At 58.3% G+C, this 22,109-nt stretch carries 17 protein-coding genes; 6 read left to right on the forward strand and 11 right to left on the reverse strand.

The genetic code is table 11. From position 1 onward, the window contains the following. Positions 1 to 212 precede the first annotated feature (212 nt). Both narX and narL read left to right on the forward strand, forming a co-directional pair. Positions 213 to 2,009 (forward strand): nitrate/nitrite two-component system sensor histidine kinase NarX, encoded by a 1,797-nt coding sequence (gene narX / locus C3451_RS08730; protein ID WP_045621898.1) that lies wholly within the window; start codon positions 213 to 215, stop codon positions 2,007 to 2,009. After that, complete coding sequence (gene narL / locus C3451_RS08735) at positions 2,002 to 2,652, forward strand: two-component system response regulator NarL (RefSeq protein ID WP_003856701.1); 651 nt, start codon at positions 2,002 to 2,004, stop codon at positions 2,650 to 2,652. The genes narX and narL overlap by 8 nt, the downstream gene beginning before the upstream one ends. Before the next feature lies 1 nt (position 2,653). Here narL and C3451_RS08740 read toward each other — a convergent pair whose 3' ends face one another. The 7 genes from C3451_RS08740 to nasR form a co-directional block, all read right to left on the reverse strand. Then, a complete protein-coding gene (locus C3451_RS08740; protein WP_045621900.1) occupies positions 2,654 to 4,072 on the reverse strand; it encodes a YchO/YchP family invasin in 1,419 nt (472 codons plus the stop codon). 174 nt (positions 4,073 to 4,246) lie between these two features. Beyond that, a complete protein-coding gene (locus C3451_RS08745; RefSeq protein WP_124304289.1) occupies positions 4,247 to 6,724 on the reverse strand; it encodes a nitrate reductase in 2,478 nt (825 codons plus the stop codon). After that, the gene (gene nirB, locus C3451_RS08750) at positions 6,721 to 10,707 is read right to left on the reverse strand and encodes a nitrite reductase large subunit NirB (protein WP_074142915.1); all 3,987 of its coding nucleotides are present in this window, start codon (positions 10,705 to 10,707) and stop codon (positions 6,721 to 6,723) included. The genes C3451_RS08745 and nirB overlap by 4 nt, the downstream gene beginning before the upstream one ends. Before the next feature lie 12 nt (positions 10,708 to 10,719). After that, positions 10,720 to 11,508, reverse strand: a complete 789-nt coding sequence (locus C3451_RS08755) for an ABC transporter ATP-binding protein (protein ID WP_042715167.1) — start codon at positions 11,506 to 11,508, stop codon at positions 10,720 to 10,722. A gap of 9 nt (positions 11,509 to 11,517) precedes the next feature. Beyond that, positions 11,518 to 12,396 (reverse strand): nitrate ABC transporter permease, encoded by an 879-nt coding sequence (gene ntrB, locus C3451_RS08760; RefSeq protein WP_045621905.1) that lies wholly within the window; start codon positions 12,394 to 12,396, stop codon positions 11,518 to 11,520. A gap of 2 nt (positions 12,397 to 12,398) precedes the next feature. Further along, complete coding sequence (locus tag C3451_RS08765; RefSeq protein WP_022648370.1) at positions 12,399 to 13,646, reverse strand: CmpA/NrtA family ABC transporter substrate-binding protein; 1,248 nt, start codon at positions 13,644 to 13,646, stop codon at positions 12,399 to 12,401. Between the two features lie 227 nt (positions 13,647 to 13,873). After that, on the reverse strand, positions 13,874 to 15,046 hold the full coding sequence (gene nasR, locus C3451_RS08770; RefSeq protein ID WP_045621907.1) for a nitrate regulatory protein NasR: 1,173 nt from the start codon (positions 15,044 to 15,046) through the stop codon (positions 13,874 to 13,876). Between the two features lie 73 nt (positions 15,047 to 15,119). On the opposite strand from nasR, the gene C3451_RS08775 reads away from it, so the two are divergent. From C3451_RS08775 to C3451_RS08785, 3 genes are all read left to right on the forward strand, one after another. Beyond that, entirely contained in the window at positions 15,120 to 15,473 is a 354-nt protein-coding gene (locus C3451_RS08775) for a DsrE/DsrF/TusD sulfur relay family protein (RefSeq protein WP_045621908.1), read from the forward strand. Between the two features lie 106 nt (positions 15,474 to 15,579). After that, positions 15,580 to 17,364: a methyl-accepting chemotaxis protein gene (locus tag C3451_RS08780; RefSeq protein ID WP_023306429.1), complete on the forward strand. Its 1,785-nt coding sequence runs from the start codon at positions 15,580 to 15,582 to the stop codon at positions 17,362 to 17,364. Positions 17,365 to 17,560: 196 nt separating this feature from the next. Then, entirely contained in the window at positions 17,561 to 17,800 is a 240-nt protein-coding gene (locus C3451_RS08785; RefSeq protein WP_015570352.1) for a hypothetical protein, read from the forward strand. A gap of 30 nt (positions 17,801 to 17,830) precedes the next feature. Here the strand turns inward: C3451_RS08785 and C3451_RS08790 are convergent, their stop codons facing one another. After that, a complete protein-coding gene (locus C3451_RS08790; protein ID WP_017384255.1) occupies positions 17,831 to 18,526 on the reverse strand; it encodes a gamma-glutamylcyclotransferase in 696 nt (231 codons plus the stop codon). 177 nt (positions 18,527 to 18,703) lie between these two features. Beyond that, positions 18,704 to 18,934, reverse strand: coding sequence for a putative cation transport regulator ChaB (chaB, locus tag C3451_RS08795; protein ID WP_003856674.1), 231 nt, complete (start codon positions 18,932 to 18,934; stop codon positions 18,704 to 18,706). Between the two features lie 256 nt (positions 18,935 to 19,190). Between chaB and chaA the strand changes: the two genes are divergently transcribed. Next, positions 19,191 to 20,303: a sodium-potassium/proton antiporter ChaA gene (gene chaA / locus C3451_RS08800; RefSeq protein WP_124304290.1), complete on the forward strand. Its 1,113-nt coding sequence runs from the start codon at positions 19,191 to 19,193 to the stop codon at positions 20,301 to 20,303. A 105-nt stretch (positions 20,304 to 20,408) separates the two neighbouring features. Here the strand turns inward: chaA and kdsA are convergent, their stop codons facing one another. Both kdsA and sirB1 read right to left on the reverse strand, forming a co-directional pair. Further along, positions 20,409 to 21,263 carry a 3-deoxy-8-phosphooctulonate synthase gene (kdsA, locus tag C3451_RS08805; RefSeq protein ID WP_124304291.1) on the reverse strand — a complete coding sequence of 285 codons (855 nt, stop codon included), beginning with the start codon at positions 21,261 to 21,263 and terminating at the stop codon, positions 20,409 to 20,411. 36 nt (positions 21,264 to 21,299) lie between these two features. After that, entirely contained in the window at positions 21,300 to 22,109 is an 810-nt protein-coding gene (gene sirB1, locus C3451_RS08810) for an invasion regulator SirB1 (RefSeq protein ID WP_022648376.1), read from the reverse strand.

A 22,109-nucleotide genomic window follows, 5' to 3' on the forward strand; every position in this document is an offset into this window, starting at 1 on the left:
AAAAAAAAGCCATCACTCTTAATGAGTAGATGCAAAACGTAAAAAAGGTGTGGTTTTTCACGGTGCTGACGCATCCCTGCTTCGTCCACCCACTAACCGTTACCTCCCTGGCAATTTAGAGGTAATCCTTTATTGGTATGGGTATACTCCAGGGTATGCACCAGAATAGCGCCATTCCTGCAATCAGGTCACGTCAGGAGCCCGGCAACTCTATGTTAAAAAGATGTTTATCTCCGCTGACGCTGGTTAACCAGCTGGCGCTTATTGTTCTGCTGTCCACCGCTATCGGTGTGACCGGCATGGCTATTTCTGGCTGGCTGGTACAGGGTGTGCAGGGTAATGCGCATGCCATCAACGAGGCAGGCTCGCTACGTATGCAGAGTTACCGGCTGCTGGCGTCGGTGCCGCTGACGCAGGCTGACCAACCGCTTATCGACGAAATGGAGCGTACCGCATTCAGCCCTGAACTGGAAAGAGCCGCCATCCGTGACGGCCAGCAATCTCAGCTTAAGGCGCTTCAGGGCTACTGGCATACCCAGCTGGAGCCCGGGTTAAAGCGGGCGGAAGACCGGGAAACGGTCGCCCAGGATGTCGCCGGGTTTGTGTCACGCATCGATCATCTCGTCTCCTCGTTCGATCGCACCACAGAGTTACGCATTGACCGCGTGGTGATGGTTCACCGCGCAATGGCGCTGTTTATGGGTTTGCTGCTGATTTTCACGGTTATCTGGCTGCGCGCGCGGTTGCTTAACCCCTGGAAGCAACTCCTGGCGATGGCCCGCGCCGTCACACAGCGCGATTTTACCCAACGCACGCACATCAGCGGGCGCAACGAAATGGCGATGCTCGGCGAGGCGCTCAACACCATGTCGGCGGAGCTATCTGAAAGCTACGCGGTACTGGAAAAACGCGTTCAGGAGAAAACCGCCGGGCTTGAGCAGAAAAACGAGATCCTCTCTTTCCTCTGGCAGGCGAACCGTCGCCTGCATATGCAGGTACCGCTTTGCGAGCGTCTCTCGCCGGTACTGAACGGCCTGCAAAACCTGACTCTGCTCCACGATCTTGAGCTACGGGTTTATGACGTTGAAGATGAGGAAAACCATCAGGAATTTACCTGTCAGTCGGACGTCTCCTGCGACGATAAAGGGTGTCATCTTTGCCCGCGCGGCTTGCCGCCGCTTACCACCAGCGGCACGACCCTCAAGTGGCGGCTGATGGACAGCCATACCCAGTACGGTATTTTGCTGGCCACCCTGCCCGCCGGACGTCATCTGAGCCACGACCAGCAGCAGCTGGTCGATACTCTTGTAGAGCAGCTCACGGCCACGCTGGCGCTCGACCGTCACCAGGAGAAACAGCAGCAGCTGATCGTGATGGAGGAGCGCGCCACCATCGCTCGCGAGCTGCACGACTCCATCGCCCAGTCCCTCTCCTGCATGAAGATGCAGGTGAGTTGCCTGCAAATGCAGGACGAAGGCATGCCCGAGAGCAGCAAACAGCTGCTCAGCCAGATCCGCAACGAGCTTAACACCTCGTGGATTCAGCTTCGCGAGCTGCTGACCACCTTCCGTTTACAGCTCACCGAGCCGGGGCTACGCCCTGCGCTGGAGTCCAGCTGTCAGGAATTTAGTGCCAGGCTGGGCTTCCCGGTGAAGCTGGATTACCAGTTGCCACCGCGTTTTGTCCCCTCTCACCAGGCGATCCATGTGCTGCAAATTGCCCGTGAAGCCCTGAGCAACGTGCTCAAGCATGCCGAGGCGACGGCCGTCACGGTCACCGTCAGCTGCCAGGATAATCAGGTGAAGCTCAGGGTTCAGGATAACGGCCGCGGCGTGCCGGAAAATGCCGAACGAACGAACCATTATGGTTTAATCATCATGCGAGACCGCGCGCAAAGCCTGCGCGGTGATTGCCAGGTTCGCCGGGGAGAGTCAGGTGGCACCGAAGTCGTGGTCACCTTTATACCCGAAAAGCCCCTCATAACTGCTCAAGGAGAAAACCATGACTAATCAGGAACCGGCATCTATCCTGTTGATTGACGATCATCCGATGCTGCGCACTGGCGTTAAACAGCTTGTCAGCATGGCGCCCGATATCACCGTCGTCGGGGAAGCCAGCAACGGCGAACAGGGTATTGAACTTGCCGAATCGCTCGATCCTGATTTGATCTTGCTCGATCTCAACATGCCGGGCATGAATGGCCTGGAAACCCTCGACAAGCTGCGGGAGAAATCCCTCTCTGGCCGGGTGGTGGTCTTCAGCGTCTCAAACCATGAAGAAGACGTGGTCACCGCCCTCAAGCGGGGGGCAGACGGCTATCTGCTGAAAGATATGGAGCCGGAAGATCTGCTCAAGGCGCTGCAACAGGCTGCCGCAGGCGAGATGGTGCTGAGTGAAGCGTTAACGCCGGTACTGGCCGCCAGCCTGCGTGCGAACCGCGCCACGTCTGACCGTGACGTCAGCCAGTTGACCCCGCGCGAGCGCGACATTCTGAAGCTGATTGCTCAGGGTCTGCCGAACAAAATGATCGCCCGCCGTCTGGACATCACCGAGAGCACGGTCAAAGTGCATGTCAAACACATGCTGAAGAAAATGAAGTTAAAATCCCGCGTCGAAGCCGCCGTCTGGGTGCATCAGGAGCGCATTTTTTAAGTTACTCATCCGGCAGCAACTTCCACCGTGGATCGTCGGCAGGCATTGCGACGAGCGGTTGCACCACGGAAAGCGTGATCTCATTGGAGGAGACACGCTGCCCATCCTTATCTTCCACCACGGCCGTAAGCCGCCATTCGTTTTTCGCCCCTTCCGCGTCGTTCCAGGTGGGCATGATTATGCTCCAGCCATCGCTGCTGTTGCTGTTTGCCGGTGAGGTCAGGCTGAGCGCCTGGGTATCACCCAGCCAGTGGATCTGACGGATACCGTGCGTGCTGCGAATTTGCAGCTTCAGCATCACAGTTTCGCCTGGCTTAAGATCCCACGGCGGCGTGGCCAGATAGACCGAGAGGGTTTTACGCTGACGGAATTCCATCACGGGCAGATTATCACGCTCAGGTGAATCATAGCGGCTGCCCCGCAGCGAGCGCGTCGCCGCCACTTCCCCGGCGGAAAGCTGTTTCGCCAGCGGCACGCCAAAGCGATAGTTGAGCTTCAGCCCGAGGTTATTCTGGCTAACGCCGCTCTCCCCCTGCTTATGGGCAGCCGTCAGGGTGACCAGCGGAACGGGGGTATAGTTCAGCCCCAGGTTGACCGCAACCGGGTTGTGATACCCCGTACCGCTGTTAAAAAGATCGACGTTATCGCCAAAATACTGTTCAAAGCTGACGCTGGTGTTCAGGTGATGAAACCAGGGAAGCCAGGCTTTGGCCGTTACGTCGTACCCGCGCGCCATGCGCTGCTCCCGGATGTCGGAACGCGGCTGCCAGCCAGCGAACGGCTGGTAGTAATTGGCCGACAGGCGAAGGTTTTCGCCCCACGCCTCTGCGCCCAGTCCGGCACGTTGCAGGTTGTCTTCCAGCAGGTTGTCGTAAAAGGTGTTGTAGCCCAGCAGCCAGTTTCCGGCAACCCAGCGCTGCCCGATCCCGACGTTGCTCACCAGCCCGTCTGTCTGCTGCGTCAGGCCAAGCTGGCTCCAGCTCAGATAGCGGGTGTTGTCGTTCCAGGGGATAAACCAGCTTCCGCTGCTGCCGTTAAAGTTACCGTCGTCATCCACCAGTACATTGACATTGGCGTTACCCCAGGGGGAAAGCCAGGATTCGATCTGCTCGTTGACTTCCCCGCTGACGGCATCCCGCACCTTGCCAAACGCGAACTGTCGCGCCTGCTGCCCGGCCGTCAGGCCGTTATCGATCATACTGGCTTCACCGAAGGCCTTTGCCATTTCAGCCAGGTGCTTTTCGCCTTCGGTAGTCGGTTGCGCCATACCGAGATCCGGCAGACTATCGCCGTTGTTATCAAACGGATTTTGCGCCTGCTGCACGAAGGATTTCGGCGCACCGTGAACGGCTCCAGCCGTAAAAAGGGGGAGTAACAGCAAAAAACGGATGCGGGACGATACAGCCTTCAACGTCGTCAATCAGAACCTGTGTTTATGAACAAACACTTATTATGTTAACGCCATAAGCCCTGAAAACCAGTCTTAACAGAAATTTCAGGAATATCCTGAACAGAATTGTCGGGTGGCGGCTTCGCCTTACCCGACCTACAAATTCGTGCCGGTGCGAAGCCGCCACCTGACGCCTTTACACTATTATCCCAACAGCCCTTTCAGCTCCGGCAGGCAGGAGCCGCAGTTCGTACCGCAACGCAGCTTCACGCCCAGCGCTGCGGCAGAATTACAGCCTCCGGCTATCGCCTTACGTATCGTATTTTCACCCACGCTAAAGCAGCTACAGATAATTCGCCCGGGATCGGCATCTTCGCCCGGCCGTTGTCCGTGCAGCAGCGCGTGGCGTTCAGCAAGTTGTACGGGCGCAGCAGCAAAGGCTTCTTCAATAAACGCATGCGCCAGCGCCGGCAGCGTATGGCCCTCCCAGTAGCCCAGCATCAGCTCGCCGTGATGCCAGGCGAGCACGCTGCTGCGTTCTCCCGTCTGTGCCACCTGTAACTGCCAGCCCCGACCGCTGGCGTACGCCATGACCCACGACAGCAACGGCTGCTCCCCCGCCACCGTCAGACGTGAGGCTTTACGCCACCAGCAGACCGACAGCGGCAGCGCTGGCAACTCGCGGGCATACAGCTCCCCCTGCCAGGCGGGTAGCCAGGGCAGGATCCTCACCGCGGTTTGTTTACTCTCCGGCTGGCCGGACCAGGCATCAATCCGCCCTTCCACCAGCGCGTTGACCTTCCCCTGCCGGGCAAACTGCGCGTTCCAGTGCATCGGCGCAAACAGCTCGCCCGCACGCTGTGCGGTAGAGATACGTACTCTGGCAACCATGACCCCGCGCGAGGAACTTATCCGCGCCAGCTGGCCGTCAGTCAGCCCCGCGCGCGCCGCATCGGTTGGGTTCATCTCAATAAAAGGCTCATCGATATGCTGCATCAGGCGCGAAACATACCCCGTGCGCGTCATGGTGTGCCACTGATCGCGGATCCGCCCGGTATTCAGTATCAAGGGGTACAATTCGTCGACGCCTGCCCCATGTGAGGAAGGATCAACCGGTACAAGATTTCTTTGCGGGAAATCACCGGCATGCCACTGATAAGGCGCCAGCTCGTCCCACGCCTCGCGCGACAGCGACGCCAGTTCGCGCAGGTTTAGCGCCCGTTCGCCGTTATTTTCAAACGCCGTCAGCGCCGCATGTTCACAAAATATCTCATGAGGGTGTTCCCAGGCGAAGGCATCGCCATAACCGAGCTGCTCTGCGATCCGGGCGATGATCCACCAGTCCGGTCTGGCCTCGCCCGGCGCAGGCAGAAACGCGCGCTGGCGCGAAATACGCCGCTCGGAATTGGTCACCGTTCCGTCTTTTTCGCCCCAGCCCAGGGCGGGAAAACGGATATGAGCAAACCGGCTGGTGTCCGTCTCCTGCATCACCTCAGATACTATGACCAGCGGGCAGGCTGCCAGGGCCTGGCACACCGCGTGGCTGTCGGGAAGTGACACGGCAGGATTGGTGCCCATGATCCACACCGCCTTCACCTCGCCGCGGGCAATCGCGTCAAACAGCTCTACCGCCATCAGCCCCGGCGTTTGTGCCAGCCGCTCGGTTCCCCAGAAACGCGCCACGCGCGAAAGATCGTCCGGCTCGAAGTTCATGTGCGCCGCCAGCTGGTTCGCCAGCCCACCCACTTCCCGCCCGCCCATGGCGTTTGGCTGTCCGGTCAGCGAAAACGGGCCGCAGCCCGAACGGTTGAACTTCCCGCTGGCAAGATGCACGTTAATGATGGCGTTACACTTGTCGCTGCCGCTGGAGGACTGGTTGATCCCCATGGTGTAGAGCGTGATCGCGCGTGGCGCAGTGACAAACCAGTCGTAGAAGGTGCCAATCTCGTCTGAAGGCAGATCGCAAAACGCGGCCACGTGAGGAATCGGCCACTCGCCGCTCCCCTGAATCAGATTGAGCAATCCCACAAACAGCCCGGCGTCGCTGCCGGGCTTAAGCGCCAGATGCAGGTCAGCGACATCGCAGGTGGCGGTTTTGCGCGGATCGATCACGACCACTTTCATCTGCGGGTTGCTGCGTTTTGCCTGCACCAGCCGCTGATACAGCACCGGATGCGTCCAGGCCGCGTTTGAGCCAACGAGTACCACCAGATCGCTGTTTTCCACGTCCTCGTAGCTGCACGGCACAATGTCTTCACCGAAGGCGCGTTTGTAGCCCACCACCGCTGACGACATGCACAGCCGCGAGTTGGTATCAATGTTCGCCGCCCCGATAAAGCCTTTCATCAGCTTGTTGGCCGCATAGTAATCCTCGGTCAACAGCTGGCCGGAGGCATAAAACGCCACCGCCTGCGGCCCCCATTCGTTGATGATCTTCCGTAGCCGCTCGCCCGCTTCACCCAGCGCCTGCGGCCATGCCACCTCCATGCCGTCAACAACCGGGCGCAGCAGACGTCCCTGCAACCCCGTCGTTTCCCCAAGGGCAGATCCTTTTACGCACAGGCGACCAAAGTTCGCCGGATGAGTTTCATCCCCACGAACGCTTACCGCGCCATCTTCCACACTGGCGACCACGCCGCAGCCCACCCCGCAGTAAGGGCACGTTGTACGGGTTTCCGTCATGAGGCCTCCGCACGCATCACCAGCTCTTGGCTTCCAACCCAAACCTTGCCGTTTTCAATTTTTACCGGCCAGGCGCGCACCACGGGTTCGCCGTTCTCCACCTGACATCCATCGCGCAGACGTATGCGCTGCTTGTAAAGCGGGGAAATCACCACCGGCTCGCCCGCTGCATCGCCAAGGATGCCGCGCGAAAGCACGTTCGCGCTGCTGCCCGGCTCCAGGTCGTCCAGGGCATAAACGGACGTTCCAAAGCGGAACAGCGCAATCGGTTTTCGGCCAAGCCGCGCGCCGATGCCCGCCTGCTCGGGGATATCATCGATGCCGCAAATTTCCTGCCAGCGCTTGCTCTCCGCCGCGGCAGGGACATTCACCGCGGTGCGGAACAGCGCCAGGCGATCAGGATCGTTGAGGGTGGTTTGCCATTCGCACTGATAGGTCTCCACCACCCGGGCCATCTCCTGCTCCAGCTCGTGGGCGATCCCAAGGCTGTCGTTGAGGATCACCTCGCGCAGATAGTCGAGGCCGCCTTCCAGGTTATCCATCCAGGTACTGGTGCGTTGCAGACGATCTGCCGTGCGAATGTAGAACATCAGGAAACGGTCAACGGTGCGGATCAGCGTTTCGTCGTCCAGATCGCTGGCAAAGAGATCCGCGTGGCGCGGCTTCATCCCGCCGTTGCCGCACAGATAAAGGTTCCAGCCCTTGTCCGTGGCAATCACCCCCACGTCTTTGCTCTGCGCCTCTGCGCACTCACGGGTACAGCCGGAGACCGCCATTTTGATTTTGTGCGGCGCACGTAACCCCTTGTAGCGATGCTCCAGTTTGACCGCAAGGCCGGTGGAGTCCTGCACGCCATAGCGACACCAGGTCGACCCGACGCAGGATTTCACCGTGCGCAGGGATTTCCCGTACGCATGTCCGGTCTCAAATCCGGCCTCCACCAGCGCCTGCCAGATTTCCGGCAACTGTTCGAGCGTGGCGCCAAACAGGTCAATACGCTGTCCGCCGGTGATTTTGCTGTAAAGGCTATAGCGTTTCGCAATCTGGCCGATGGCGATCAGCCCGTCGGCCGTCACTTCCCCGGCGGGCATGCGCGGCACGATGGAATACGTTCCGTCCTTCTGAATATTGGCAAAGTAGCGGTCGTTGGTGTCCTGCAGCGGCAGATGCGCCGGTTTCAGCAGGTATTCGTTCCAGCAGGAGGCCAGCACTGATCCCACCAGCGGTTTACAGATCTCACAGCCGTGCCCTTGTCCGTAACGGCTGATAAGCTGGTCGAAGGTCCGGATATGGTTGACGCGCACCAGGTGGTATATCTCCTGACGCGAGTACGGGAAGTGCTCACAGATATCTTTTTTCACCTCCACGCCCTGCTCCGCAAGCTGGAACTCCATCACCTGCTTCACCAGCGCGCTACAACCTCCGCAGCCGGTCGCCGCTTTGGTGCACTGCTTAATGGCGCCGATATCCGTTGCGCCCGCACTTACCGCCAGGCAGATATCCCCTTTGCTGACGTTATGACACGAACAGATCTGCGCGCTTTCCGGCAGCGCCGCCACGCCCAGCGCTTTTGGCGTGCAGCCTGACGACGCGGGTAAGATCAGCGTTTCCGGCTCTTTTGGCAGACTGATGCCGTTAAGCATCATCTGCACCAGCGTGGCGTATTCGCTGGCATCGCCCACCAGCACGCCACCCAGCAGGGTTTTGCTGTCGTGACTGACCACAATTTTTTTGTAGATTTGCTGCGGCCCGTGCGTCCACTGGTAGCTCAGCGCCCCGGGCGTGCGCCCGTGGGCATCGCCAAACGACGCCACATCCACCCCCAGCAACTTGAGTTTGGTACTCATATCCGCGCCGGTGAAGCGCTTCTCCTCACCCGCCAGCACAGCGGCAGCCACGCGCGCCATCTGGTAGCCCGGTGCCACCAGGCCAAAGATTTTCCCCTCCCACAGCGCGCATTCCCCGATGGCAAGCACGTCCGGATCGGAGGTCCGGCAGCCGTCGTCAATACAGATCCCGCCGCGCTCGCCAATAGCCAGCCCGCTGCTGCGCGCCAGCGCGTCCTGCGGACGAATACCGGCAGAGAAGACGACCATGTCCGTTTCCAGCTGTTCACCCTCGGCAAAACGCAGCACCAGCCCGTCGTCTGCGGTGGCAATCTCCGTCGTCGATTTACTGGTGTGTACCCCTACGCCCAGCGCCTCAATTTTCCTGCGCAGCATTGCCGCACCGTCGCTGTCGAGCTGCACCGCCATCAGGTTCGGCGCAAACTCCACCACGTGGGTTTCCAGCCCTAGCTGCTTAAGCGCATTCGCCGCCTCCAGCCCCAGCAGGCCGCCGCCAATTACCACGCCGCGGCGAGAGCCTGCCGCATGGGCCGCAATGTTGTCCAGATCGTCGAGGGTGCGGTAGACAAAACAACCCGGCAGATCGCTGCCCGGAACGGGCGGTACGAACGGGTACGAGCCGGTCGCCAGCACCAGCTTATCCCAGTGGGTTTCATGGCCGCTGGCGGTACGCACAACGTGTGCATCACGATCGATAGCGACAATCTGCTGCGAGAGGCGCAGCTCTATACCGTTATCGGCAAAGAACTCCCCCGCCACCAGCGAGAGCGAGTCCGCGCTGCGTCCGCCAAAATATTCCGACAGATGCACGCGGTCATAGGCCGCATAGCGCTCTTCGCCAAAAACAATAATCTGATACTGCTGATGCAAATTGCGGTTAACGCAGTCTTCGAGGAAATGATGGCCGACCATACCGTGCCCAACCACCACCAGAGTAGGTTTTGTCATAGCGTTCTGTCCTGCAACCTGCGGTTGCGTTGTGAAACGATCGAACAGCCAGTCCGCGTGGGCGGGCGCAGCCGTTGCCAGTAAATCGGTAAAGGTTGCCGCGCTGCGGCAGTCACCCAGCAGCAGCACGCCAGCCAGCGCCCCCTGATGGATCAGTAAACGTCGATAGTGACGGGTCAGCGGATCCCATGAACTCCATACCACATCGTCCGCCTGCGCCGTCGCGCGTCCGAGGCTGAACAGCTCCACGCCGGTCACCTTAAGACGCACGCCTTTGTCGGTCCGGGTAAACGGCGCGGTGATCTCCCCGGCCAGCCGCGCGGCGAGAATATCCGCCTGCGCCAGACAAGGGGCGACCAGGCCAAATGTCTGGCCGTCAATTTCACAGCACTCGCCGATGGCGTAGATATCCGGCACGGAGGTTTGCATCTGGTGATCCACCACGATGCCGCGCGCGCAGTGAATGCCGCTGGCTTTTGCCAGCGCAACGTTGGGTTGTACACCCGTGGCCAGCACCACGCGCGCGGCGGTGACGCTGTGCCCGTTGAGTAGCGTCACGCTCTTGCCGTTAATCGCCGCGATGCCAGAGGCGAATTCACAGCTAACACCCCGCGCAGCCAGCGCCTCTTCAAGCAGCAGTCCCGCCTGCTGATCCAGCTGCTGTTCCATCAGCCAGGGACCACGATGGATAAGCGTGACGTTGTCACCGTTGCGCGCCAGCGCTGCCGCTGCTTCCACGCCAAGTACGCCACCGCCCAGCACTACCGCCGGACCGGAGAGGTTCTGGATGGCGCGGGTCTCTGCCAGGGTGCGAAAGGTGAACACATGCGGCGCATCGCCGCCGGGGATCGGCGGCACTACAGGGGTAGACCCGGTGGCAAACACCAGCGCATCCCAGCCCAGCGTGCGAGCAGAGGTACGCACTTTACGCGCGTTAACGTCTACTGCGAGCACCGTTTCTCCTCGCAGCACCGTCACGCCTCGTGCCGTGTACCAGTCTTCATCGTGCAGACAGATGTGCTCCGCCTGCTTTTCACCACTCAGCACCGGCGAAAGCTGGATGCGGTTGTACGCCTGCTCCGGCTCGTCACCGATGACGGTGATAGCAAAACGACCGGGCACACGCCCGGTGAGCGATGCAATCAGCCGGGTTGCCGCCATACCATTACCGATAATGACCAGTCGCATCGTGCCCCCTCATTACGCCGCTTTCGGCTGTTTTTCGTAGAGGAAATGGAGGATCTGCTGGCGCATGTGGTGATAGCGGCTATCGTCCGCCAGCTGCACCCGGTTGCGCGGGCGCGGCAGATCGACGCGCAGGATCTCACCCACGGTGGCCGCCGGGCCGTTGGTCATCATCAGTACGCGGTCAGAGAGCAGTACCGCCTCGTCCACATCGTGGGTGATGAGCACGATGGTGGTGTTCAGCGCCTGCTGGATCTGCATCACCGAGTCCTGAAGATGGGCACGCGTCAGCGCATCGAGCGCGCCAAACGGCTCATCCATAAGCAGCACTTTCGGCTTCATTGCCAGCGCCCGGGCAATACCGACGCGCTGCTTCATACCGCCGGAGATCTCCCCGGGGCGCTTATGCAGCGCGTGGCCCATCTGCACCCGGTCGAGATTGTGCTCAATCCACTCTTTGCGCTCGGCCTTACTCATGGTGCGACGGAAGACCTGATCCACCGCCAGCGCCACGTTGTCGAAGCAGGTTAACCACGGCAGCAGCGAATGGTTCTGGAACACTACCGCACGCTCAGGCCCCGGCCCGGCGATTTCGCGGTTGTCGCAAATCAGCCCGCCTTCCGTCGGCAGCGTGATCCCGGCGATCAGGTTTAACAGCGTCGACTTGCCGCAGCCGGAGTGACCAATCAGACTGACGGTTTCGCCCTCGTGGATATCAAAAGAGACGTTTTGCAGCGCCAGAAACTCGCCGCTGGCGGTGGAAAAACGCTGGCTCACGGCCTGGACCTGAATTAAAGGTTTCATCTTCACTCCTTATTTTTCCTGCCAGCTAAAGCGACGGGCGATCAGCATCAGCCCCTGCTCCAGCAGCAACCCGACCACGCCAATGATGACGATGGCGATGAGAATGTTTTCGACGTTGAGGTTGTTCCACTCATTCCAGATCCAGAAGCCAATGCCTAAACCTCCGGTGAGCATCTCGGCGGCGACAATCACCAGCCAGGCAATGCCAATGGAGAGACGTATCCCGGTCAACACCGCAGGCAGCACGGCGGGGAAAAGAATGCGGCGCATGATGGTCCACTCTGAGAGTTGCAGCACCCGGGCCACGTTGAGGTAGTCCTGCGGAATACGGCGCACCCCTTCGGCGGTGTTAATGACCATCGGCCAGATGGAGCAGATGAAAATGGTCCAGCTCGACGCGGGCTCCGCTTTCTGGAACAGCAGCAGGCCGATAGGCAGCCAGGCCAGCGGGCTGACCGGACGCAGGAGCGCGATCAGCGGGTTGAACATGCGGGAGAAAAAGGTGAAGCGCCCAATCAAAAAGCCCAGCGGAATGCCCGCCAGCGCCGCCAGACCGAAGCCGATGGCGACGCGCTGCAACGACGCCAGCACGTTCCAGCCAATGCCCATATCGTTTGGCCCGTCGCGATAAAACGGATCGGCAAACAGGGTCATGGCCGAATCGAGCGTGCTGAGCGGCGTCGGGAAACCTTTACTGTTTATCGCCGCCAGCTGCCAGAGCACCACCAGCAGACCGAGACCGAGCAGCGCCGGGATGACGCGCTGTAAAAACTCATTCATCCGACGCGTAAACGCTGGCGCACGACGGCGAACCTGTAGCGGAGGCAGGACAATCACTTCCCCGCTCTCTGACTTCTCTTGTGGTTGCGTATTTTGCAGATGCTGCATACTCAGGCCCCTTTACGGTGAATGGCGAAGCGGTTGGCGTACCCTTCCGGATCGGTGCCGTTCCAGACGGTGCCGTCCATCAGGGTACTGCTGCGATACGGTGATGACGGTGTGGACATGCCGCCCACGGCGGTCGCGGCATCCTGCCAGACCGCGGTCTGGTTAATGCGCTGTGCGATGCCCGCATAATCCGGCGCGGCGTTGAGCAAACCCCAGCGTCGGAACTGGGTTAAGAACCACATGCCGTCGGAGAGATACGGGTAGCTCACGGCACCCTCATTGAAGAAACGGATCGGGTGCGCATCCTGCCAGCGCTGACCGAGCCCGTTGTCGTATTCGCCGAGCATGCGTCCGGTGAGGTACTGTTCCTTGCAGTTGAGCCATGCGCGGCGCGAGAGGATCTGCGCGGTTTCACGTTTGTTTTCCGCTGACGCCTCGATCCAGCGCGCGGCTTCCATCACGGCGCTCACCAGCGCCCGTGCGGTGTGCGGATTTTTCACCACCCAGTCGCGTCGGGTGCCGAGGATCTTTTCCGGGTGATCGGCCCAGATGGACTGTGACGTGGCGGCGGTAAACCCGATGCGGTCGTTAATCGCCCGCGCGTTCCACGGCTCGCCGACGCAGAACCCGACCATGTTGCCGATGCGCATGTTCATCACCATCTGTGGCGGCGGGACCACCACAGTGCGCACGTCGTCAAACGGGTTAATGCCCGCACTGGCCAGCCAGTAGTAGAGCCACATAGCGTGTGTACCCGTCGGGAAGGTATGCGCGAAGGTGTAGGTTCCCGGTGCCTGCTGTGTAATCAGCTTTTTCAGCCCGTCGAGATCACGAACGCCCTTCTCCGCCAGATCGCTGGAGAGCGTAATGGCCTGACCGTTCTGGTTGAGAGTCATCAGGTTCGCCATCTGCTGCGGCTTGCCCGCGATACCCAGCTCCAGTCCGTACAGCAGGCCGTAAAGAATGTGTGCGGCGTCCAGCTCCCCTGCCACCAGCTTGTCGCGCACCGCCGCCCAGCTCGCCTCTTTAGTAGGTACAATGGTAATGCCGTGTTTTTTATCGAACCCTTTCAGGGCCGCGATAACCACTGGCGCGCAATCGGTCAGGGGGATAAACCCGATACGCACGGTATCCTGCTCCGGCTTATCTGACCCCGCCGCCCATGCGGCCTGCATGACACCCGGCAACAGCATCGCACCACTCGCCAGCATGCTGGCCTGCAATAAACGCCGTCTCGACAAATCCGCCATAATTGCTCCTGAAAAAAGGCAAAAAAAAGCGCCCGACGGTGCTGAAGCACCGCTGGACGCCTTTATCCCGAAGACGTATGCACCGCCGTTGGCGCATCGTCAAAAATAGTTAATCTGTTAATGCAAAGGTGATGCCAGCTTTTTAACCCCGGCGTTACGGGGTTTCTGCAAGGAGAGCGCTCTTTTACGCACCTCAATCAGGCATTAAATGCCCACTGACTGTGCAACTACTCCCCAGGGGGTATCTTCCACAGATTTTTCACCGTAAGGAGCGCACGGGCGATATCCACCATGCGTTGGTTTTTATCCATCGCCATTTTGCGCAGGGCTGTCCACGCCTGCTCCTCGCTCATGTTCTGATGCGTCATTAGCACGCTTTTGGCTTTGTCGATGGTCTTGCGCTCCTCCAGCGTGTCGCGCAGGGAAGCAAGTTGACGGGAGAGTTGCTCAATTTCGCGCGCCTGCTGGCGCACCAGCGGCAGCAGTGGTCTATCCGGAAATCGCGCCAGGATATCGCCGTACTCATCGTCTACGTGCAGGTTTTCGCTATAGCGACGCTCCTCAACTGCCGTCATCAGATCGGCAATGGCTACCTCCTCCAGCGTGCGCAGATGCTCAAGACGCGCGGTTTGCAGGGCAAACCATTTGAGGGCGGTATCGCCATTATCTGCCGGAGGCTGGCGGGTGCACGCTTCACGCCTGAGTTTTTCAGTCTCCAGACCCGGCTGACAGTTGAGGGTAAACGTCTCCTGCACGTCTGGAGTGCAATGGGAGATAAAAACCTCAAAGCAGGCCTGCTGGCCATCAATGCGATCCACCAGCCGCTGGCGAGTTTCATCGTCAAAGAATCCCTGGGTGAAACCAATAGCCCCTAACGCCCGCTCTTGTCCCACAAGTTCTTTGCCCTGCATCAGGCTGTAAAGGGCCACAAATCGGCCCGCGATGTGCGGATCGTCAATGCTGTCGCTGAGTTGAGGTACGATATTGAGCAGAAGCCGCAGTATGCGGCTGTAGTGTTCCATCGCCTGCGGCGCGGTGACGCGTTGACCTGTAACGCCATCACGCAGCACCGTCAGCGTTTCAAGGCCGTGCAGTGCGTTGGCGATACGTTCGCAGAGGGCGCTGCCCGGCAGCGGTTCGCTAAACAGGAGGTGCAATGCCGCAAGGTTTTCATCCACCAAAGCCCTGCTGGCCTTGCATTCAGGCCCGTACAATTTACCCTGCGAGCAGAGCCAGACATTTGACGCACCGCGTTCGCACTGTAGCATATGCACCAGTCGACTGATGCCGTTCACCAGTGCGCCCAGCTGCGCTAATCTGCCGAGCTGTTCCTCCCGCAGCATTCTTGCACGCTGGAACCATTCGGTCGCGCCAGGCGAACTGCCAGCCACTATCGTCATCGTTTCTCTCTCCGATACATATTCTTCGGTATGAGAAGCAATATTCGTGCCTTTTCAAAGAACAGGAGTCAACATGCAGAAGATTGTGATCGTCGCCAACGGTGCGGCCTACGGCAGTGAATCCCTTTTTAACAGTCTGCGCCTGGCAATCGCGCTGCGCGATAAGGAGAGTGAGCTGGAGCTGCGCCTCTTTTTGATGTCCGATGCCGTCACGGCCGCGCTGAAGGGGCAGAAACCCGCTGAGGGCTACAACATACAACACATGCTGGAGATCCTGACCGCGCAAAACGTTCCGGTCAAGCTGTGCAAAACCTGTACCGACGGTCGCGGCATTACCGGGCTGCCCCTGATTGATGGCGTGGAAATTGGCACGCTGGTTGATCTGGCTGAATGGACTCTTACCGCTGATAAAGTATTAACTTTTTAATAATAAATCGCTAAAAATATTATTTTCTTATGGACGCGGTTTCAGCATCAAGTTTACCTGCGCCATTGCCGATAGGCATGGAAACAACACAGCAGGTATTACACTTATGTTCAGATCCATTCGCGCCCGCATCATTGCGGCGACGACAGGCTGTATGGTCGTCGCCCTTCTTCTTAATACCATTATCAACTTTCAGGTCACGCGCCAGGATAATCAGCAGTCGCAGCGCGATATACTGACCAGCACCAGCGCCAGCCACAATATGGCGATTGCCGACTGGGTCAAAAGCAAAATGACGGTGATTGCCTCCGCGCAGAGTATCGCGCTGGCTGACGATCCGGTTCCGGTGTTTAAGCAATTAGCCCAGGCGGGCGGCTTCACCAACGTCTACGCAGGCTACGCCAGCAAGACGGCGAAATTCTCCGATCCTGCGGGGGTCCCGGCGGATTATGACCCAACCATTCGTCCCTGGTATCAGCAGGTGGTGAGCACGGATGGCCCGGTTGTGACGGCGCCCTACGTTGATGCCGGGACCGGGAAGCTGGTGGTGACGTTTGCCGTACCGGTGAAGGAGAATGGTACTCTGAAAGCGGTGGTAGCGGGCGATGTCGCCATGGATAGCGTGGTGGCGAACGTGCGCGGGATCCACCCAACGCCTGCCAGCAGCGGGTTACTCCTGAACAGCGACGGCACGGTTATTGCCGCCAACGAGCCGACCCTGACGCTGAAGCCGTTTACCGGGACGATCAAAGGCATCGACCTTGCGGCGCTGAAGAGCGGTAATCCGGTCGACGGGACGCTCAATGATGAGGAAAAAACCTTTATAGCCTCAGCCGTGCCGGGCACGAACTGGCTGCTGGTCGTCGCCCTCGACAGCAGCGACGCTACCTCCGGCATGCGTTCCTTGCTGAAAGCGTCGGCAATCTCGCTGGTGATTCTGGCGCTTCTGAGCGGCGCCATTGTCCACCTCCTGATAGCCCGCCTGCTTAAGCGCCTGTCCGACATTCGCGACGCGATGCACAGCATTGCCAACGGCACCAACGATCTGTCCCAGCGTCTGCCGGATAGCGGCGATGACGAAGTGGCGCAAATTGCGCAGGCGTTTAACGCCTTCAGCAATAAACTCTCGGTGGTGATGGTCCAGCTTCGCGACGCCAGCGCCTCAGTGAAAAACGCCGCGCAGGAGATTGCGGCAGGCAACCAGGATCTCTCCGGACGTACCGAGCAGGCCGCGTCCAGCCTGCGTGAGACCGCCAGCGCCGTGGAAGAGATAACCGCCTCCGTCACCCAGTCGAATGAATCGGCCGAAGAGGCCAACGACCAGGCCAGTAAGGCCTCTGCGGCCGCAGCGCGCGGCGGCGAAGTTGTCTCGCAGGCAATCAGCACCATGCAGTCCATCGAAGTGGCTTCTGCAAAGATTGGCGATATCACCAGCGTGATTGACGGCATCGCCTTCCAAACCAACATTCTGGCGCTTAACGCCTCCGTGGAAGCGGCTCGTGCCGGTGAGCAGGGCCGTGGGTTCGCGGTCGTTGCGGGGGAAGTGCGTAATCTGGCCAGCCGCAGCGCTCAGGCGGCGAAAGAGATAAAATCCCTTATTGACTCCACTACCGAAAGCGTTGCAACCGGCTCCCGGTTTGTGCACCTTGCGGGCGACAGCATGGATGAGATCCGCGCCAGCGTCGGGAGCGTGTCTGGCATTATGCGTGAAATATCTATTGCCACCCGCGAGCAGATGAAAGGCATCCATGAAATTAACCACGCGGTGACTCACCTGGATCGCATGGTGCAGCAGAACGCTGAACTCGTTGTACAGTCTGCTGCTGCGGCCAGCGCGCTGCAAAGCCAGGCGGGCGACCTTGCTGAGACCGCTGGCCATTTCCGCATATAATTTTTCCCGGACGCGCGTTAAGCAGGGAAAACGCGCGTCGGCTGAAAGGTTTCAGGGATTTTGTCATTTTTGTTTAATCGTTGCGCCATTTTTTGATCGAAATCAGCATCACCCACCTTCCCCTTTGGTGTTATGCAATGAGTAAATTGTGAACAACATCACGCTCGGGATGGGCAAAAACGACGGGGTATAAAAAATGGCACGAGTTAAAACGAGTCTGAAACTGTTTGGCGGGGATACGGTAGTGGTGCGTTGCTCAGAACGTTGCCGCATCCATCTGATGAGTACAAAAGGGCAAAAGCAATCGCAGGCAGATATCCTTACCGTCCAGGATGATAAGGCCTGGCTGACGGTGCCTTACACCGGCACCTGGGATGTGCTGATCGACAGCCACAGCCAGTCGCTCGAACATTCCGTAAGTTACGTGGCAGCATAACCATAAACGCCCGGCCAGCCGGGCGTATTATCAGGCAAAACCCGGGCGCAGCGTATTGCTGAGCGGGTTCCCTTCCAGCAGCGCTTTAACCTTCACCACCAGCTCACTCAAACAGTCGTCCTGCATACCGAGACGCGTCAGCTCCTGATCGAGCGAGAAAAGGTACTGGGCGTTAGTGCCCAGCGGTCCACTGGCGGCGGCAATCAGCGGGGCAATCACCTGGGTTCGGGTGTCGGCTTCATACAGCGGGTGGCGCGGATCCATAATGAACACCAGCGCGTTGACGGTGCGGCCGTCGTCCAGTTCCAGCTTGCACCAGCTGGGCATATAGCAGCCGGTGATCATCTCGCGCTTCCACAGCAGCGTCAGCTCATCTTCCAGCGTGGTATCCGGCAGCCGGTATGCCACGCCCGTGGTGCGCCCGCCCTCTTTTAGTGCAAGCATACGTCCAGGCTGACAGGCGCTGCCGCGTCCGGCGGTCAGGCGCAAACAGAAGGCGCGGTGCCAGCCAGGCAGCGTTCCGGTTGCCGATTCAACAAACTCGAGCGCCGGGTTCCACATCAGCGAGCCGTAACCAAAAATCCAGACCGGGCCATCATCCGGGCGGCAGGCCAGCGTTGCCGCAAGCGACGCCGCACGTTGTTCAGCCGACCACAGAAGCGATTCCTCAATAGCACCAAATGCCGTCTTACAATCTGCCTTCATCAAGAAATCACGCGTTAACACATTCCACCTCCGCCACTGCATGCTTCCTTGCGACATCTTTAATGCGCCTTCCCGGCATTCTGTGCTGTTCATTTTAACAGCAGTTGAGCAACGATAAGCAATTCGCGGGCCAGATGCAATACAGCGGCAGTTCAACCGCCTGAAATGTCAAAATGGAGGCAGCGTATTATTCGGCAGCTATTTCTTTTTGTGCCATTTGTCATCATCCCCTTTCTCATAGTCATTTTTTACGGCGGCCCAGGCCACTTTATGCGCCGTCTCTTCACGGCTGGCATCGTCCCGGCGATCTTCTTTATCTTTGTACTGATCCCAGGCGCTGTTAAAGGCTTCTTTGTAGATATCCTGAGCGTGGGCAGGCAGTACGTTTTGCACGTTATCCGGTAATTCGCTTTTCGATTTGTATGGCATCGTTAACCTCTCTTTTGGCTAAAAGATAAGTGTGGACGACGATACGCCAGGGTGCCAGCCGACAGCAAGAAATGAACTAATTAAGAGCGCAAGTCGTTGTTATTAAATTAATATTTTGTGTAAATAAGGTATTATAAGCTTCAGGAAGAAAATTCCCATTAAAGGGTAAAATTAAGTAAAAAATACAGGGTATTTAACCGTTTTCTGTTAATTTAACACCCTCAAAATCTATCTATAATTACAAGCACCTGCACTGTTGGAGAAACACAGGACAGCAACACACGGGGCGGTAAAGACCCGCCACAAGGAGACCTCTCTCATTTTCCCGGTTCTGGCACTGGCTGTGCTGCTCTTCTGGGGAAGCAGTCAGTCATTGCCAGTGGTTGTGGGGATCAATATTCTGGCTCTGGTGGGTATTTTAACCAGTGCATTTAGCGTGGTACGCCATGCGGATGTTTTAGCCCACCGTCTTGGAGAGCCGTATGGGTCATTAATTTTAAGCCTTTCGGTTGTGATTCTTGAGGTCAGTCTAATTTCCGCATTAATGGCCACCGGCGACGCCGCACCAACGTTAATGCGCGATACGCTCTACTCCATCATTATGATTGTTACCGGCGGCCTGGTCGGTTTTTCGCTTTTATTAGGTGGCCGCAAATTTGCCACCCAGTACATGAACCTTTTTGGCATTAAACAGTATCTGATCGCCCTGTTCCCGCTGGCGATTATCGTGCTGGTATTCCCGATGGCATTGCCGGGCGCAAACTTCACCACCGGCCAGGCGCTGCTGGTGGCGCTGATTTCCGCGGCAATGTACGGCGTGTTCTTGCTGATCCAGACCAAAACGCACCAAAGCCTGTTTGTTTACGAGCATGAAGACGACGGCGACGATGATGACCCGCATCACGGTAAGCCGTCGGCCCACAGCAGCGCGTGGCACACGGTTTGGCTGATCGTGCATCTGATTGCGGTAATTGCGGTCACCAAGATGAATGCGAAGCCGCTGGAGGCGCTGTTAACTGAACTGAACGCGCCGGTCGCCTTTACCGGTTTCCTGGTAGCCCTGTTGATCCTGTCGCCAGAAGGCCTGGGTGCGCTGAAAGCGGTGCTCAATAATCAGGTGCAGCGTGCGATGAATCTGTTCTTTGGCTCCGTTCTGGCGACCATCTCCCTTACCGTTCCGGTGGTAACGCTTATTGCCTTTATGACGGGGAATGAATTGCAGTTTGCGCTGGGTGCACCAGAGATGATTGTGATGGTGGCATCCTTGCTGCTGTGCCAGATATCCTTCTCCACCGGCCGCACCAATGTGCTGAACGGCGCGGCGCATATGGCGCTGTTTATTGCGTATCTGATGACGATATTTGCGTAATTTTTTTGCCGGGTGGCGCTGCGCTTACCCGGCCTACGAAACCCGTAGGCCCGCGCAAGCGTAGCGCCGCCGGGCAAAGAAAAACCCGCCGAAGCGGGTTTTTTATTAGTTGCTGGTATCCAGCTCGTCGAAGCTCTTCACCAGATCGTCAATCGCTTTAATCTGTTTCAGGAATGGCTCCAGCTTATCCAGCGGCAGCGCGGATGGACCGTCGCATTTCGCGTTAACCGGATCCGGGTGCGCTTCAATGAACAGACCCGCCAGGCCGGTTGCCATACCGGCGCGCGCCAGTTCGGTCACCTGCGCACGACGCCCGCCAGACGCGGCGCCAAACGGGTCGCGACATTGCAGGGAGTGGGTCACGTCGAAAATCACCGGAGACTGGTTAGAGACGTTCTTCATTACGCTGAAGCCCAGCATATCCACAACCAGGTTGTCATAACCGAAGTTTGAACCACGGTCGCACAGGATCACCTGGTCGTTACCACCTTCGATAAACTTATCGACGATGTTACCCATCTGGCAAGGGCTCACGAACTGCGGTTTTTTCACGTTAATCACGGCACCGGTTTTCGCCATCGCTTCTACCAGGTCAGTCTGGCGCGCCAGGAACGCCGGAAGCTGAATCACGTCTACCACATCAGCCACGGGCTGTGCCTGAGACGCTTCGTGCACGTCGGTGATCACTTTCACGCCAAACGTCTGTTTCAGCTCCTGGAAAATCTTCATCCCCTCTTCCAGGCCCGGGCCACGGTAGGAGTGAATGGAGGAGCGGTTGGCTTTGTCAAAAGAGGCTTTAAACACGTACGGGATGCCCAGCTTCTGGGTCACGGTCACGTAGTGTTCGCAGATGCGCATAGCGAGATCGCGGGATTCCAGAACGTTCATACCGCCAAACAGCACGAACGGCAGGTCGTTTGCCACGTTGATATCACCAATGCTAACCACTTTTTGTTTCATAGGATCGCCTTATTCAGGTGTGAATCGGAATTAAGATTAATGCAGTGTAATGTGTTTATGCGCGATCGCGTTGATCTGCGCGCGAATCATTTCGCTGATCGGGTCTTCCGGACATTGCTCGACGAAGTAATTCAAATCATTCAGCGCCACGTGTTCGCAGTCTAGCTGCGCATAAATCAGGCCGCGGTCGCGGATTTCGTACGGATCTTCCGGATTGAACTGCAACAGCACTTCGCTTGCGCGCAGGGCCAGCTCCATCTGACGCTCTTCCATCAGCGCAGACTTCAGCGTATCCAACAGCTTGCGGATCACTTCGGCGTTATCGGCTTCATCGAGATCTTCATTGAACAGCTCCGCTATCGGGCTGATGTTGCCTTTCAGCCAGACGTCCAGCGTATGCTCATCCAGCGTGTCGCCGTTAAACGGATTGATTAACCACATCTCACCGTCCAGCCACTCCGCCCGCAAAATCATCTGCGTGGGGAAAATGACCGGCACCAGTGGAATATCCAGTCGGTGCGCAACCCACAGTAAAATGGCGCCCAACGCGACGGCGCTACCCTGTCGATTTTTCAGCACCTGGTCCAGCCACAGTGCGTCAGACAGGCGATACACGCCTCGCGTGTCGCAGAAACCCCATTCGCCGTAGAAAAGCTCAATCAGCTTCTCTAATTGCCAGTCTTGCGGACGTGCCTGATTGATCTCTTCGCGCGCCAGGCTGACCAGATTTTCCAGTTCAGCGTAAACGTACTGTGATGTGAAATCGTCGCGGATCATCTCTGAAATCAGGATCATACCATCGCATAGCGGCACTTTGTTAAATTCGAAATCGGCTAAGGACCTCAT

It is taken from the genome of Enterobacter sp. 301B (assembly GCF_003850715.1).
GTDB classification, from domain to species: Bacteria; Pseudomonadota; Gammaproteobacteria; order Enterobacterales; family Enterobacteriaceae; genus Enterobacter; species Enterobacter intestinihominis.

Bases quoted from the DNA above. Each gene is read 5' to 3' on its own strand.
- C3451_RS08775 (WP_045621908.1), top strand. From the start codon at position 15,120: ATGCAGAAGATTGTGATCGTCGCCAACGGTGCGGCCTACGGCAGTGAA.
- sirB1 (WP_022648376.1), bottom strand. From the start codon at position 22,109: ATGAGGTCCTTAGCCGATTTCGAATTTAACAAAGTGCCGCTATGCGAT.
- narX (WP_045621898.1), top strand. From the start codon at position 213: ATGTTAAAAAGATGTTTATCTCCGCTGACGCTGGTTAACCAGCTGGCG.
- nasR (WP_045621907.1), bottom strand. From the start codon at position 15,046: ATGACGATAGTGGCTGGCAGTTCGCCTGGCGCGACCGAATGGTTCCAG.
- C3451_RS08765 (WP_022648370.1), bottom strand. From the start codon at position 13,646: ATGGCGGATTTGTCGAGACGGCGTTTATTGCAGGCCAGCATGCTGGCG.
- chaB (WP_003856674.1), bottom strand. From the start codon at position 18,934: ATGCCATACAAATCGAAAAGCGAATTACCGGATAACGTGCAAAACGTA.
- kdsA (WP_124304291.1), bottom strand. From the start codon at position 21,263: ATGAAACAAAAAGTGGTTAGCATTGGTGATATCAACGTGGCAAACGAC.
- C3451_RS08785 (WP_015570352.1), top strand. From the start codon at position 17,561: ATGGCACGAGTTAAAACGAGTCTGAAACTGTTTGGCGGGGATACGGTA.
- C3451_RS08755 (WP_042715167.1), bottom strand. From the start codon at position 11,508: ATGAAACCTTTAATTCAGGTCCAGGCCGTGAGCCAGCGTTTTTCCACC.
- nirB (WP_074142915.1), bottom strand. From the start codon at position 10,707: ATGCGACTGGTCATTATCGGTAATGGTATGGCGGCAACCCGGCTGATT.
- C3451_RS08780 (WP_023306429.1), top strand. From the start codon at position 15,580: ATGTTCAGATCCATTCGCGCCCGCATCATTGCGGCGACGACAGGCTGT.
- narL (WP_003856701.1), top strand. From the start codon at position 2,002: ATGACTAATCAGGAACCGGCATCTATCCTGTTGATTGACGATCATCCG.
- ntrB (WP_045621905.1), bottom strand. From the start codon at position 12,396: ATGCAGCATCTGCAAAATACGCAACCACAAGAGAAGTCAGAGAGCGGG.
- C3451_RS08745 (WP_124304289.1), bottom strand. From the start codon at position 6,724: ATGACGGAAACCCGTACAACGTGCCCTTACTGCGGGGTGGGCTGCGGC.